Origin of the sequence: Streptomyces sp. cg36 (assembly GCF_041080675.1) — a bacterium.
GTDB lineage: Bacteria > Actinomycetota > Actinomycetes > Streptomycetales > Streptomycetaceae > Streptomyces.
The window spans coordinates 8092389-8107726 of record NZ_CP163520.1; the positions used below are offsets into that span (position 1 = coordinate 8092389).

The window sequence follows — 15338 nt, forward strand, 5'->3', positions numbered from 1 at the left end:
CTCCCGCAAGAAGTTCGGCTTGAGTGAGCGAGGCTAGTGCGCTTGAGGGATGCTCGCGTCCTACTGGAAGACGATGACGAACCGCTTTCCGGAGACTCCCTGTTGCGCCAACAGGCGTTGAATCGGCAGCGGAGCTGTGAGCCGGCCCAAGAGGCCGGGGAAGGGCGGGGAGTCTCGCGCAGCTCCTGAACGGCATGAGCGCGTCGGGCCCCAGTTGTCCGCGGACAACTCGGCTTGTCCACTCCCTGCCCCCCGGCTGACCTGCGCGTTCAAGCCGGCGCCGCGCGGACAACTCTGTGGCCGTGCAGTGTCGGGGCACGGGACAACACCAGAGAACACCCGCCCCGTGGCGGCGTCCAGCGCACCGCCCGCCGTTGGCTCGATCGCGTGGGAAAACGGCGCGCGTGCGACTCGGTGGAGTACCGGACGCCAGGGCGCGGGCCCACGGCGCCCGTCACCGACGGCCCGTACCTCGGCGCAGTACGGGGGCCGGGCCAGAACACCACATATCAATAGCGCCACATATCAACTCAGCAGTGACCGCCGCTACAAGGGCTCAGTGCAGATCAACAGCACGCACGGCACGGCTCGTTGCGTCGGCTCCACGCCCACATGGGACTTCAGCGGTGCCGGTGTCGTCGATCAGGGCACCGGCGACCTGCACTGCTGACCACAGACTGCCGAGGCCGGGCACGCCGCGCACTTCCCGCGGCACGAGAACGCACCGGCCCCGGCGGAACCAGAAGGATCAACTCAACCGAACCAACCCACGGAGGAATCATGGTTGCGCTCGTCGGACGCTACTGCCGCTTTGCGATCAGCACGATGACCGCCGCAGTCTTCACGACCGGCTGACGGCCCGCACGTTGATCGTCGCTGACTGACATCAGAGCGGGTGGCCGGTGCCTCACCGGCCACCCGCGCCACAAGGGGGAGGCCAGGTACGTGTTCGGGACCATGATCCGGCAGATCCGGTACGGCGCACAGATGCTGGGCGGCGGGCAGCTGACCGTGAGCGGTCTGCGGGGGACCGTGGCCGATCTGCGGGCGACGATCGAGGAGTTCGGCGAGCCCGGTGAGGAAGCCGCCGTGATGCTGCCGGGCGGCACCGAGCCGGATCCGCAGATCCAGCGGACGATGGCCGACCGCCGACTCAAACTGACGGTACGGCAAGCCGCCGCCCACGTCCCCTACTACCGCCGCCTCTTCGCCGACCTGGACCTGAACCCCCGGGACATCTCCCTCGACACGCTCGCGCTGCTGCCGCCGACGCCGAAGTCGGCGCTGCGCGCCGCGTCCTCGGCCTTCGTCTCCGAGCGCTCCGAGCCGGTCCTCCTCGCCCAGACCACCGGGACGACCGGCACACCGACGAGCGTGTGGTTCTCCCAGTACGAGCTCGAACTCGCCGCCGCGCTGTCGGCCATGTCGTTCCTGATGGGTTCCGGCCTGCGCAGCAGACACATCGTGCTCAGCACGATCAGCTCCCGGGCGACCCTGGCCAAGCTCAACGTCCAGCGCTCGCTCGCGATGGTCGGCGCCGGATTCCTCGCCATGGGGACCGTGGACCCCCGGATCATCATCGACCGGCTCGCCACCCCGATGCGGCTGCCGGGCAAAGAGCCCCAGGTCACCCACCTCATCGTCACCGCATCCGTCCTCGGCGGCCTCGTCCAGACCGCCGAGCGCGACGGCTGGGCCCCCGCCGACTTCGGCCTGCGGCAGATTTTCGTAGGCGGTGAAATACTCAGCGACCCGCTGCGCAGCCGTGCCGAAGAGGCGTTCGGGGCGCGGATCACCGACACGTATTCGATGACCGAGACGATGCCGACCGCCGGTCTGGCCTGCGAGCAGGGCCACCTCCACCTCTCCGCGGAACAGGCCCACATCGAGGTGCTCGACCCCCTGACCCACACCCCGGCCGGACCCGGCGAGCCCGGCACCCTGGTCGTGACGCCCTACACGCAGTACCGCGACACCACGCTCCTGCTGCGGTACGACACCGGCGACCTCGTCCGCCGCCTGCCCGGCACCGAACCCCTCACCTGCACCCTGCACGGCATGCCCGCCACCTCACGGATCCTCGGCCGGCACAGCAACCTCCCCACGGAGCTCACCGCTCGTGCCGTCCTCGACCGTCTCCAGGGCGAACGGCGCCTGCCGCTGCCGACCCGGTACGCGGTGTCGGCCGCTCCGGACGGCCCCCGGCTGTATGTGGTCGCGGACCGCCCGTCGGCGGCGCTGCTCGGCAGCGTCGAGGAACGGTGCGACGGCCTCGGTCTGAGCAGCGTGGTGCTGGTGGAGGAGCCCGGCGAACTCCCCGCCCCCTGCCACGTCAGGGCCGATCTGACCGAGCACAGCTTCGAGCTGCCTGCCCCGCGTCTCCAGCCGGTCCGGAGCGCCCCATGAGCAAACTCGCCCAGGCCCTCACCCTGCTGGCCGCGCTGGCGGTCCTCATCGCGCTCGCCGCGCTCTACCTGCGGCACGTCCGTATGCCGCGCCCGCCGGTGGGGCGCTTCGTCCGCTCGGACATCGCGGTGCTGACCGTCACCCTGGTGTCGATGCCGCCGATCTACCTGCATCTGCCGCGCGTCCTGACGGCGTGCGCGTTCGGCGCGGTCTTCCTGGGCGCCTGTTCCATGGCGCTGTCCCCGGTCGTGGGAGGAAGGCGCGGCGCGGCGGTCGCGCTGGCCCTTGGCGCCGTCGTCCTCGCCGCGCATCTGGCGGGCTGGGTGCCCCTGCGGATCGCCGCGGGTGATCTGCTGCTGGTTCTCGCGGTGATCGGGGTCAGCAACCTGTGGGCCCAGACCGGCATGACCGCCGGGCAGGTGGCGGTGCTGGCCGGTCTGCTGGCACCGTACGACCTGCTGGCCACGGGGCTGACCTCGGTCACCGCCCAGCTCGTGCAGCACTTCGCGGGCATGCCGGTCGGCCCGATGCTCGCCGTCAACGACGGCACCTCACCCATCGGGGCGGGGCTGGGCGACTGTCTGATGCTGGCCCTGTGGCCGCTCGTCGCCACCAAGGCGTTCGGACGGGCGGCCGGCTGGTCCGGCGCGGTCATCGGCCTGCTCGTGGTGTCCGTGGTCCTCGCGGGAGCCGTCGACGGCCGGGTCCACGGCGGTGTGCCGCTCCTGACCGGACTCGGCCCGTGCATCGTCGCGCAGTACGCCTACTGGCGCATCCGCCGAGGACCCGAGCGCCGTACCGTCGACTGGCGCGGCACCGCTGTGGACCCGCCCACCGACCCCTTCCACGGGCAGGACGTGGCCGTCGCCCTGGCACTCGCCGACGAGCACGGCGAGGCGGGATGGCTGGCCGTCGTCGAGGGCCGCGCCGTCGGCCACGCCCCCTCTCCCGGCGGCGCCCGCCGCGCGGCCCGTGTGGCCGGACATGCGGCGATACCGGTGGTCGTCGCGGTACGGTCTGGTGGGGCGGCAGGAAAGACGAATGCCTCTTCTCAGCCGGTGGCTGGCCCGGGACCGGAGTGATCGCCGCTCGAACCTCTGCGGCGCGCGGGTTCACGCTGCGCATAATCCGCCCGCAGCGCAAAGCGAACCGGCCTTCCTCGGCTGCCGGTTAGCGTTGCGCCATGGACCTCATCCAGATCACCCCGACTGTCTGGCAACTTCCTTTCCCCGTCGGGCACGTTCACGTCGTGCGTCTGCCGGACGGATACGCCCTGATCGATACCGGTGTGCCGGGGTCCGCCCCGGCGATTCTGGCGGCCCTCGGTCAGCTGGGCGGCCGTCCTCAAGACGTGCGGCAGATCGTGCTGACCCACTCCCACGTCGACCACATGGGCTCGGCCGCGGATCTCGTCGCAGCAACGGGTGCCGAGGTCTTGGCCGGTGTGCTGGACGCCCCGTACATCCGCGGCACCGAGCCCGAACCCGAGCCGGTGTTCACTGCCTCGGAACGCGTCCTCCATGAGCAGGTCATGGCGGGATTCGCCGACGCGGACGTACCTCCTCTCAAGCACGTGGCGGTGGACAGGGAACTGCGCGACGGCGACACCCTCGACGGGTGGGCCGAGACGGTCCGCGTCCTGCATGTTCCCGGACACACTCCGGGAGGCATCGCGCTCCATCTCGCTTCCAGCAGCGTCTTGTTCACGGGTGACATCGTCGCGACGGCGGAGGGCCGGGCGATCCTCGGGCCGTTCAACGTCGACCGGGACGAGGCCGTCGCGTCCTTCCAGCGGTTGGCCGCGCTGGACGTGGAGACGGTGTGCGTGCCCCACGGCGAGCCGTTGCGGGGCGGTGCGGGCGAGGTGCTCCGGGCGGCTGCTCCGGAGGGGGACTGGGTGTGATCGGCCCGGCCTGAACAGCTTGGGCCGGGCCGATCGGTGTTCAGGCCAGGGCCTCCTGCTCGGCGTCGTCGTGCGCGACGTGCCAGTGCAGGTCGCGCACGTCCGGTTCCAGGGAGAGCCGGGAGACGACCAGTTCGAGCGCGCCGGTCACGTCGCCGGTGATGACCACGGTGGCGCGCAGATGTGTGGTCTCGTCGCGTTCACGGCGGGTACGCAGGCCGGTCGGTGTGACGCCGGAGGTGGTGAGGGCCTGGAGGAGCAGGGCGCGGATGTGTGTTTCGGCGGTGCGTTCGCACTCCAGGTGGATGGTGGCGCGGAGTGTGGTGTCGGGGTCGGTGCCGGCCGCCGGGGCGCGGTCGATCAGCCGCCCGGCGGGGCGCAGGACGAGGTGGACGGCGAGCACGGTCAAGGTGCCGATGACGGCCAGGTCGAGGCGGCCGGAGGCGGCGAGCACGCCGACCGCGGCTGAACACCACAGAGTGGCCGCCGTGTTGAGACCGCGTACGCCGCCCCCGTCGCGCAGGATGACGCCGCCGCCGAGGAATCCGATGCCGGAGACGACGTAGGAGGCTACGCGAGTGGGGCTGCCGGTGTCGGCGACGGCCTCGCTGTACAGGACGAACAGGGTGGCGCCGGCCGCGACGAGGGCGTTGGTCCGCAGACCTGCCATCCGGGCCCGCCACTGGCGTTCCACGCCGATCAGGGCGCCGCAGGCGACTCCGGTGGCCAGGCGGATCAGGAACTCGATGGTGGTCAGGGTGTGCACCGGGGCACCTCCTCGGGGTGAGCGGGGCGGCGGCGGGGAGGCCGCCGCTCCGGTGGTGGTCCGTCAGCCCGCCGTTGCGGCCTGGACGATCTTGATGACGACCAGGACCATCGCGATCAGCAGGTAGCCGCGCAGGGCGCCCATGCCGATCTTGTAGCCGGTGGAGACGGTCGGCTTGGCGAGGGTCTCCACCGGCGGCATCCGCCACTCGGCGCGGCCGGTGCGGTCGATCGGGTCCTCTTTGGTGCCCGTGCGGCGGCGGGTGAAGGCGTATCCGGCCGCGAGGACCCCGGCGACGCCACAGGCGGCCATGATGGTGAGGATCGCGTGCGCGCTGATGCCGGGGAAGAGGACGGCGGCGGTCAGGATGACGGAGAGGGTGACCAGGACGCCGACCACGGCGGCGGTGAAGGCGTTCGTCTTGGGCCCGTTGACCCACGGCCCGAGGACGTCCTTGTCGTTGCAGAGCAGCAGCAGGAAGACCGAGGCGGAGGGCAGCAGGACTCCGGCGAGGGTCTGGACGCCTTCGGTCAGCAGCCCGAGCGGGGCGCCGGGGATGAGGACGACGGTGGCGGCGGTGGCGACCAGGCACGCGTAGACGGCGTAGAAGCCCTTGGCTCCGCCGACCCCGCGGTGCAGGGAGTGCTTGATGCCGAAGACGTCGCCGATCGCGTACGCGGTGGAGAGCGAGACGGCGAAGGCGCCGATGATCGAGGCGTCCAGGAGGGCGATGGCGAACAGGACCCCGGCGAGCTTGCCGGCGTGGGCGGCGATGCCGTGGGCGACGTCGGCGGTGTCGGTGAACTGGCCGGCCCCGGCGGTGTGCGCGAACGCGGCGGCGGTCAGGCCCATCATGGCCGCCGCGCCGATGACGACGACGGCGATGCCGATGACCAGGTCGGCCTTCTCGTACTTCATGAAGCGCGGCGTGATGCGCTTGTCGATGACGTAGGACTGCTGGAAGAACAGCTGCCAGGGGGCGACCGTCGTGCCGACGATGGCGATGATCAGCAGCATCACGGTGGCCAGTTCGCCGCTGCCGCCGGGCATGGACGGGACGAAGAAGTCCTGTGCCATCTGTGACGTCTTGGGGTGGACCATGAAGTAGACGGGCACCAGGAGCAGTGATCCGGCGCAGAGCGCGATGGCGATCCGCTCGAACCGCCGGAAGGAGCCGGTGAACGCGGAGGCGATGATGATCGCGGCGGCCACGACCACGGAAGCGGCCTTCGGCAGGCCCAGATAGCCGGTGGCCAGGGTGATGCCGATGAACTCCGTGACCAGCGTCAGCGCGTTGAGCAGGAACAGGTCGATCACCGAGAAGGCGCCCCAGAACTTCCCGAACCGTTCGAGGATGAGGCGGGCGTGCCCGACGCCGGTGACGGCGCCGAGCCGCAGCACCATCTCCTGGTTGACGTACAGGACGGGGATGAGCAGGAGCAGGGTCCACAGCAGGGTGGTGCCGTAGTTCTGGCCGGCCTGGCCGTAGGTGGCGAACGCCCCGGCGTCGTTGTCGCCGACCATGACGATGAGGCCGGGGCCGATGATCGCCAGGAGGGTCTTGAGCTTGGCGGTCAGGCCCTGGCGCGGGGCGGTGTCGTCGAGGCGGATGGTGCCGAGCGCGCCTTTGATGTCGCCCGTATGGGCTTCGTCCAACACGGCCGTGTGCGGCGCGGGGAAATTCGGGTCGAGCGTCACGTTGGTCATGACGTGCCTTCCAGCCCCCTTGGCGGGGGCGGGTCGGGGCGCGCGGCAGTGATCCGCCCCACGGGCGCGCACCAAAGACACCCACCGCGGCAGCATGGGGCCGCGCGGGGGTGATGGTGCGTCAGAAAGCTATGTGGGGAGGGTGGTTACCGCGTGCCGGTGGAGTACGAGGACAGGCGGGTGGGGGGCCGTTCGTGGCCCGGACTACTGCAACTCGAATCCATGTCCTTCGCCTCCTTCCGGCCGGGGTCGCACACGAGGTGCGCCGTATCGACACGGCAAGGAGCGGACCGGCCCGCAGGGAACAGCGAAAGCCGGTACACCCCAACTCGTCAGAGCTTTGGCACTCCACGGCGTGATCCCCGTACGGGGAAGCCACTTGGGATCAACCCTTAAGTCGGGAAGATCTGTCCTGAACCTGGGCGTCTCTCGACGTCGTCGGGTCAGTGGCCTGTGTCCGTGAAGACGCCTCACCGAACGAGGTGCCTTTCTAAACCTCGACAAGAGTAGACCCGGGCCGCGGGTTGCGCCGACCGTATTTGCGTAGTTTTGACGCGCGGGGGCCGGAGTGTGAGGAGCGTCACGTTGAACTGGTGCTGTGGTCGCTTCCTGGTGTCTGGGGGTTTCGGCGGATCCCGAGAGGGGACTTTCCGAGCGTGCGAGCCGGGGGCAGCGCCCGGGTGGCCACGGCGCACGCGCCGACGTCATTCAAGGGCGCGCTGCGCGATTCATCGGCAAGTCGGTTACCGGCTCGGTACTGGCCGACGTGGCGCCGGTCTCCTCCTCTTGGAGGTAGCGGCGGAACCCCTGTGCCAGGGGTTTGAAGCCGCAGGCTTCGTAAAAGGTGTGCACGTACGGGTCGTCGGCTGCCAGCAGCTGGACCTTGTAGCAGCCGGCGGCCTCGCCGAGCTGTACGACGGCCTCCATCAGTCGCTGTCCGATGCCACGCCGCTGAACGGAGTCGGCGACCACCACGTTCTCCACGAACAGAATCGCCCGACCGCCACGGGTGAGGTTCGGCAGGACCATGCAGTCAGCGGTACCGACAACGACACCATCGGCCTCGGCAACCAGCACCGTACGGCCCTGTTGCCGGCAGATCCCCGCCCAGATGGTGTCGGCGGACTGCTGGGGCAAGGGTGTGTCGTCAGGGTTCAATTCGCCGTACAGAGCCAGCAGCGACGACAAGTCTTCCGCGATCGCCGAGCGCACGATGATGTCCATGCGGCGGATCCTAGAGCCAGCGAGGTTTCTGAGTTCAAGCAGGTAGGGCGCCAACCAAGCTTCACCCAGGTCGCGCCGACCGCACGCGTACGGCGTCGCCGGTCGTGCGCGTTTTCATTCCCCCACCACATCATCCGGACGGGGCCGGGACCAAACGCGCCCTGGCCACGGAGTTTGAACACCTTCGGGCGGCTGCGTGCTCCCGCTCCGGCTCATGGCGGGGCGGCCGCTACTGGACGAGTTCGAGGTGGGGATGGTCGGGAGACACCGGGCAGACGTGGAGCTGGAGGTCGTAGCCGCGGGCCAGGTCGAGCATCGTGGGGTTCCACGGCTGGGGGTCTGCGGCTGTCTGGACCGAACGGGCCCGGTCCTCTTCGGGGATCCAGCTCTCGGAGCTGGGGTCCCATTCCGCCGAGGCGATGGTGAGCAGGGGGTCCATCGTGCTCGCGCACACCTCGCACACCCGGTCGACCGGGTCGGTCAGGCCCCAGCGGGTCCAGCCGCCGGCCTTCCAGCCGGGTGCGTGGGACACCTGGTCCATGTAGAACTCCTCCGGGGCGACCCGGTAGGAGCTGTCCACCGCCGGTCCGGCCGACTGCCAGCTCTGCCACTCGCCCAGCTCCTGCTGGTCCTCCTCGTCCAGCTCAAGGAGGTTGGGGTATTCGGTGACCTGCTCGGGTGCGAGCAGGCACGGCCGGGGAAGGTAGCCGGGGAACTGGATCGCGGACGGCTCGGGCGGCGCCGCGAGGACGTCGGTGACTTCGGCGGCCGAGCGCCAGTACAGCGCGGTCCTGGGGTGCGCCGGATGGTCGAAGGGGCACCACAGCACCTGGAGCAGGTCGGCGGTCACCGTGCCGGGAGGCCGCAGCAGGGGGACGTCGCGTACGTACAGCTGGGCCACGGGCAGCAGGGGGACGGGGCCGTCCGGCCAAGGGCGGCCCGCGGCGATCCGCTGGTCGACGGCGCGTTCCTCGGGGGTGTAGCGCTCCCTCTCGGGGATGCCGGACGGCCGGCTCGCCACGACGTCCCTGATGTGGCGTTGCTGCCGTACGTCCTCGGGCGAGAGCGCGGGGTTGACGCGGTCCCACACGTGCGGGCCGTCGCAGTGGGGCCAGGGCTCGTCGGCGGGCCAGAGCAGCGGCCCGCCGACGGAGCTGTCGTGCGGTGACGGCGACCCGGGGTGCGGGTGCAGCCGGGTCGCCGTGCGTGCCAGCGGGGCCAGCCGAGGGAAGAGCGCGGCGACGTCGAGCGGCCGTGCGGGGGTGGTACGACTCATGCTGGCTCCCGATGGCGTGAGCGGGTGGGACTAGTTACCGAGGTTGTACTGGCCAGTATCGGCCTTGGTGTTGGGGATGTAGACGTCGGGGAACAGCGGCTGCGTGGTGCCGTCCGCCCGCTGCACGGTGGCCTTTATCGTGACTCCCACCGGCACGGTGCTGGTCGCGTCCAGGTAGGTGGGCGTCGCCTGGTAGAGGATGGCGTCGTTGGCCCCGAAGTTGTTGTCGCCCAGCAGGGTCTGCGCCTCGTACTCATAGGTGCGCATGCTGGGGGTGCCGGTGTTCATGCCCACCTGCCAGCAGGGGACGAGGTTGTCCTGGCCGCCGTCGCGGGTGCGTCCCTTGCCGCCGAGGATGTTGGCGATCAGGTGGCAGCGGGCCAGGCCGTACGGTGCCTTGGTGCCCGGTGCGGCGAGCGGCTTGGCGTAGAGCTGGGCGTCCTGCCAGCCGGTGATGTCACCCGAGGCCGAGGTGCCCTTGCCGATCTTCTTGCCGAGGCACGCCTCGGCTGCGGTCGGCCTGGTACCCGCCGCGTCGGGAGGAGTGGTGTTCTTGTTGCGGTGGGCCACCGCCTCCGTGGTGTTCTTGATCCACCCGTCGCCGTTGGGGAGCGTGTTGGACGGCCTCGCCTGCAGACAGGCGCCGCGCGGCTGGGAGGTGGTGCTGGCGATGTCAAGCTTGAACGGGTCGGCTTCCAGCACCCGCTGGTTCGCGTAGCCCTCGGCGAGCTGTGCCAGGGCGGCCTGGTTGTCGGCCTGCGGAACGTGGGCGCGCACGCACCGCTTGCTGGAGTCCGCGCCGCCCAGGTCGTAGATGTCCCATCCGCCGTTGCTGGCGTTGGGGATCACCTCGGCGCACTGGGCGCCGTCGGTGCCGCCCTCATGGGTGGAGGCGAAGGGGAATTCGCCGCAGCTGTCGTCGGGGACGAGGTCGGACCTGTCCTCGAAGGGCTGCGAACCCCCGCAGGTGCGGGCGGTGCGGTCGGCGATGCCGCTGCGGGCGCGGGTCAGGGGCTTGGCGCGGCCCCAGCCGTCGGCGAGGTTCTGCTGCGCCCACAGGTATCCGGCGGCGGCGGCGCCCGAGGTCGAGGTGCTCATGCTGACGACCGGCATGACGCTGGGCACGACGCATCCGGCGGCGGGGGTGCTGTTGGGGGCGCTGGTGTCGCGGACGTCGTCGTCGCAGCGGACCTTCTCCGGGTTGTCCCAGGAGGCGTTGGGGTCCGTGGCCTGGGCGCCGGGGGCGGTGACGTACAGCTTGTACGAGGTGGTGAAGTCGACCTTGGTCCCCGGGGCGGGGGAGGAGGAGTACGACACGTTGCCGCTGACGGACTGGCCGGTGGTCAGCTGGCCCCCGAACCAGGGGGCGGCCTTGGTGACCTTGCAGCCCGCCGAGCACTCGGCACGGAACTTGGCGGTCAGGGTCGTGACCGCCCCGGTGGCGCCGGTCATGGCGACGGTCACGTTCTCGTTCCACGCCGTGCGTGCGGCGGGCAGGAGGGCGCTGCTCGCCACGTTCAGCGTGCCCGTGCCGACCACTTTGCCGTTGGTGTCCTTGAGCGTGTACAGCACTTCGAGGCCGTTCACGCAGTAGCCGAACCGGCTGTAGTTCCACGTCCCGGGGGCCGCGATGGCGCAGCTGCCCTCATTGGTGGCAGCGGCGGCGGCAGCGGCCTGCGGCTGGACGACGGCGCGTGCCTGGCGCTTGGGCTGTGCCACCGGCTTGGTACGCGTGGTGACACATGCCTTGACGGCACCGGCCCTGCGCTCGCGCGAGCCGGCGAGCGTCGGCTCGCACCGCTCGCCGGAGCCAGGCTCGACGGGGAGCGTGCGGGTCGGGACGGAGGCGGGGGAGTGTGGGCCCTGGTCGATCCGGCCCACCTTGGGGTGCGACGGGGACCCCAGCGCCTTGCCGGTGGGGGCATCGCCGGAGGTGCGCGCCGGTGTGGTGTGCCCGTCCGCCGCGGCCGTGCCGGTCGCGGTGAGGGTGAGGGCGAGGAGGACGCCCGGAAGTATGCGTCTTGCGCGTGGTGAAAGCATGGTTTCTCTCGGTAGGAGCACGGCCCGCGTGGCCGTGCTGGAGACCGCTCCCCGTGCCCGGGGCGCACCTGGCGCGCCGGATCCGGGCAGGGGGAGCCGGGGCGGCGGGGGAGCGCGGAATGCACCGGGCTCTCCCGCCGCCCTGGTGCGTGACCGTCCTCAGCGGGAGGAGGGACGCGGGGGCGGGGTGTGGGTCAGGAGAAGACCTTGACGATGCCGGAGACGACGTCCTCGGCGACCTTCTCGACCTTCTTGACGACCGGCTTGGCCACCGAGGCGGCCTTCCCGCCGCCGCGGGTGACGAGCTGCAGGGCGCTGCGGCCCGCGGCGGCGGCGAACTGGGCGCTGCCGAAGCCGTATTCGATGCCGTTGGCGAGCGCGCTGATGCCGGAGGCGACGGCGGACACGCCGAGGCAGACGGCGGCGATGCTGCCGAGGACGGGCGCCGCGGGCCAGAACACGCAGGCGATGCCGAAGCCGGTGGCCAGGAGGCCGGCGGCGACACTCACCTTGTCGGCGGTGTCGGCCCACCACTTGGCGTCGTTCCACCACTCGTCCTTGCCGCCCTGGTTCCCGTTGCCGGGCTGGCTTCCGCCGCTCCCGGGCTGGGTCCCCTTCGGGTTGACCTGGTCGTTGGTGGTGGAGTTGGAGGGGTTGCGGTTGGCGTCCTTGTCCTTCTGGGCCTGTTCGGCGGCGGCTTGCGCGGCTGCCTGGATCTCGGCCGTGCGCTTGTCGGCCGCCGTCTGGCGGGCCTCGGCGGCGGCTGCGGCGGCCGTCTTGGCGTCCCGTCCGGCGGCGAGCTCGGCCTGGTGGGCGTTGGCGGCGGAGGCCGCGGCCGCGTAGGAGGAGGCGAGGGCGCTCTGGGCCGCGTCGATGGCGCGGTTGGCGGAGTAGTTGGCCGCCCGGGAGGCGCCCTGCGCGGTGACGGCCGCGTCCTTGGCCTTGTTCGCCGAAGCCTGGGCGTCGCCTGCGGACTTGTCCGCGGCCGTCGCGTGCTCCTGGGCCTGCTTGGCGTAGCTGTCCGCGGCGGTGGAGGCGTTGACCGCCTTCTGGGCCCACTCCTGGGCCTTGGCGCCGGCGTCCCGTGCCTCGGCGGCGACCTGGGAGGCGAGTGCGGCGTCGCGCTGCGCCTCCTGGGCGATCTTGGCTGCGGCGGCGATGGTCGCCTGCATGGCGGCGGAGTGGCTGAGGGAGTCGAAGTCGAGCTGGGCGGCGCGGTACTGGACCGACTCGACGAAGCGCCGGCGCATCCAGGCGGGGCCCTCCATCGCCACTTCTCCGTACGCCTTGGCGTAGGCGTCGCCGGAGGCGATCACCTTCATGGTGGCGACGGCGTCGTCCTCGGCGATCGCCTGGGCCAGGTCCTCGTCGAAGAACTTCTGCAGGGCTTCGGGGGTGTTGGCGTTGAGCGCGTCGTTGGCGGTCTTGGTGACGGTCTTGCCGGGCTTGGAGTTGAGGATCTTCAGGATGTTGACCCGGTTGTCGTCCGCCCGGGACTTGATGACGCCGCCGGTGTTGAAGTCCCCTTGGGCGGGCACGCCCCCGGCGAGGGCCTGGACCGCGGCGCGGGCGACGGCCGGTTCGGAGACCTGCGCGATGAAGAGGATGGTCTCGCGGTCGTCCTGGGCCTGTGCGAGCTGGCGGTCGAGGTCGATCCAGGAGTAGACGTCGTCGTCGGTGCCGGCGAGGGCGAAGCGGGCTGCCTGGCGGGTCCAGGTGCCCCGGGACTCGAGCAGCGCGGTGGCGGCCTGGCGGCCGAGGGTGGCGGCGACGCCGAGGTTGTCGCTCTGGAGGGCCTGTTCGGCCCGGGCTATGAGGTCCTTGGTGGCCTGCGCGGTCTGCTGGGCCTGGGTGCGCTTGTCGCGGGCCTCGGCGCGCTCGCTCTTGTCGATGAGGGCGAGCTGGGCGGCCTCCTTCATGCCCTGGAGCCGGTCGGCGGCGAGCATCGCGGCCTCGGCGTCGCGGGCGTTCTTCTCCACCACCAGCGCGTCGGCTATGGCCTTGGTGGCGAGGTTGGCGGCCTTGACGGCCTCGTCCGCGTACGCCGTGGACTTGTTGGCGAAGTCGACGGCCTGTCCGGCGAACTTGACGGCCTCCTCCGCGGCTGCCGCCGAGTTCTCCGCGTGCGCCGCGGCGGACTTGGCGGCGGCGTTGGCGGCGCGTGCGGCACGGGCGGCGGTGGAGGCGAGGGCCTGGGCGGTGGAGGCCGCGTTCGTGGCCTGGTTGGCGGCGGAGGAGGCGATGTCGGCCTGGCGCTTGGCCTCGGCGGCCTCGCCCTGGGCGGCGCCGGAGGCGCTCGCCGCCTGGGCGGAGGCGTTGGCGGCCGCGGCGGCGTTGCGCGCGGCGGAGGCGGCGGCGAGACCGGCGCCGGCGGACTGGTCAGAGGCGGTGGCCGCGTCGTCGGCCGCCTTGGCCGCGCTGCTGGCCTTGGCGGCGGCGTCGCGGGCGGCGACGGCGGCGTTCTTCGCCTCCTCGGTCTTCGAGGCGTCCTTCGACGCGGCGATCGCCGCGTTGTAGGCGCGGGTCGCGGCCGAACCGGCCGCCGCTGCCGCCTGGGAGGCCGCGGTGGCGGCCCAGGAGGCGCGCTGGGAAGCCTGGACGGCGGCGGTGGAGGCGTGGATGGCCGTCCGGGCCGCGGACGCGGCACCGCTGGCGGCGCTGGCCGCCTGACGGGCGGCCTCGGCGGACCTGCGGACGTCCTCCTTGGCGCGCTCGGCCTCGGCCGCGGCGGTCTCCGCCTTCTGCCTGGCCTGCTCCGCGGCGGTCGTGGCGCGCTCGGACGCCTCGACGGCGAGGTCCGTCTGCTCGCGCGCCCGGGCGCTCTCGCGCTCCACGATGGCGACCAACTGGCCGATGGTGGCGGCCTCCTGGTCGCGGGCGCGGGCGATGTGGACGCCGGTGTCGAGGTACCACTGGACGTCGTCGGCGGTCCCGCTCAGGGCGCGGTTCGCGTACTTCTTGACCTCGGGTCCGGCCGTGGCGAGGCTGCGCAGGATGTCCACCCGGGCGTCCTCCAGCCGGGCGTTGTACTGGGCGGTGAGCAGGAACTGCTCCAGCGCCTGGTCGGTGCCCGCACTCAGCGCGGTGTTGCCCTCGCGCTTGACGCTCCGCCCGCCGTTGGCCATCACGGTGAGGGTCGTGACCCGCATGTCCTCGGTGATGGCGGAGCGGAACCCGTCCTTGACGAAGGCGGCCACCGTGTCGTCGCCACCGTTGAGGGCCGCGGTGGCGTCCCGGCGGACGCTCCGGCCGCCGTTGCCGAGGTAGGTGAAGGCGGCGACGCGGTTGTCGATGCGCGTCGCGCGCGGCAGCTGCTCCGTGAGGAAGGTGGTGATGTCCTGGTCGGTGCCGCTGAGCGCGTACGCCGCCGCCGCCTTGACCGAACGCCCGCCGAGGATCCATGCCTTGACGGCCTTGGCGCGGTCGGTGTCAGGAAGGGCCAGGGCGTCTCCGGCCGTCGGGGTTCCGGTGGCGGCCCGCACGGGCGTGGTGAAGAGCCAGGGAGTGGAGAGTGCGGCCGTGCCCGCCGCGACGGCGGTCGTGAAACGGCGCCGACTCCAAAAAGTTTCCTGCACAGAAAGACCTTTCTGGTCTCGATTCCTCGAGTGAGGACGTATCCCGCCCGGGACATCTCACCGTGGCGGCGGTCGCCTGACTTTATGCGCGGAAAGCGGTCCGGGAACACCTGGCCAGAACCCGACCTGACACCTGGCGCAAAGATGGCTGGATCTCGCCCCCAAGTTTTCGCAAAATCGATACAACCATTCGAGATTGTGACGCAAGTCACGTCTGCGGCGATGGTTTTGAGAACTTATGCCCTATTTATCTTCTTGGCTGGATCTCATGTGGCTGCTTTCATTCAGGGGATCGTCAGCCACCGGCCGGCGCCCTCGGAGATCCCCTCCGACAGCGTTGTCCGGTGCTGTCCGGGGGGACGCGCAATACATCGTGGAACCCTCCTGCCCATGTATGCGCGCGTGTTCTTTCAGAGGCGCCGACGCATGCGGGCAAAACTC

Annotated in this window: 9 protein-coding genes and 1 riboswitch; of the genes, 3 read left to right on the top strand and 6 right to left on the bottom strand. The window is 71.2% G+C overall.

The genetic code is table 11. The features are described 5' to 3' along the window. The first annotated feature begins 945 nt into the window (after positions 1-945). The 3 genes from AB5J87_RS35640 to AB5J87_RS35650 all read left to right on the top strand — a co-directional run bounded on the left by AB5J87_RS35640 (position 946) and on the right by AB5J87_RS35650 (position 4309). On the top strand, positions 946-2406 hold the full coding sequence (locus AB5J87_RS35640) for a phenylacetate--CoA ligase family protein (RefSeq protein WP_369382893.1): 1461 nt from the start codon (positions 946-948) through the stop codon (positions 2404-2406). Beyond that, positions 2403-3488 carry a hypothetical protein gene (locus tag AB5J87_RS35645; protein WP_369382894.1) on the top strand — a complete coding sequence of 362 codons (1086 nt, stop codon included), beginning with the start codon at positions 2403-2405 and terminating at the stop codon, positions 3486-3488. Before AB5J87_RS35640 ends, AB5J87_RS35645 begins: the two co-directional genes overlap by 4 nt. A 101-nt stretch (positions 3489-3589) precedes the next feature. Next, positions 3590-4309, top strand: coding sequence for an MBL fold metallo-hydrolase (locus AB5J87_RS35650; RefSeq protein WP_369382895.1), 720 nt, complete (start codon positions 3590-3592; stop codon positions 4307-4309). A gap of 40 nt (positions 4310-4349) precedes the next feature. Here AB5J87_RS35650 and AB5J87_RS35655 read toward each other — a convergent pair whose 3' ends face one another. From AB5J87_RS35655 to AB5J87_RS35680, 6 genes are all read right to left on the bottom strand, one after another. Beyond that, positions 4350-5075 carry an MgtC/SapB family protein gene (locus AB5J87_RS35655; RefSeq protein ID WP_369382896.1) on the bottom strand — a complete coding sequence of 242 codons (726 nt, stop codon included), beginning with the start codon at positions 5073-5075 and terminating at the stop codon, positions 4350-4352. A gap of 63 nt (positions 5076-5138) precedes the next feature. Then, positions 5139-6782: an NRAMP family divalent metal transporter gene (locus AB5J87_RS35660; protein ID WP_369382897.1), complete on the bottom strand. Its 1644-nt coding sequence runs from the start codon at positions 6780-6782 to the stop codon at positions 5139-5141. Between the two features lie 316 nt (positions 6783-7098). Next, positions 7099-7271, bottom strand: a riboswitch (M-box (ykoK) riboswitch). 219 nt (positions 7272-7490) lie between these two features. Next, positions 7491-8006, bottom strand: a complete 516-nt coding sequence (locus AB5J87_RS35665; protein ID WP_369382898.1) for an N-acetyltransferase family protein — start codon at positions 8004-8006, stop codon at positions 7491-7493. A gap of 229 nt (positions 8007-8235) precedes the next feature. Beyond that, positions 8236-9282 carry a hypothetical protein gene (locus AB5J87_RS35670; protein ID WP_369382899.1) on the bottom strand — a complete coding sequence of 349 codons (1047 nt, stop codon included), beginning with the start codon at positions 9280-9282 and terminating at the stop codon, positions 8236-8238. 30 nt (positions 9283-9312) lie between these two features. Further along, positions 9313-11322, bottom strand: a complete 2010-nt coding sequence (locus AB5J87_RS35675; RefSeq protein WP_369382900.1) for a hypothetical protein — start codon at positions 11320-11322, stop codon at positions 9313-9315. 194 nt (positions 11323-11516) lie between these two features. Beyond that, the gene (locus AB5J87_RS35680; RefSeq protein ID WP_369382901.1) at positions 11517-14897 is read right to left on the bottom strand and encodes a hypothetical protein; all 3381 of its coding nucleotides are present in this window, start codon (positions 14895-14897) and stop codon (positions 11517-11519) included. Positions 14898-15338: the final 441 nt, after the last annotated feature.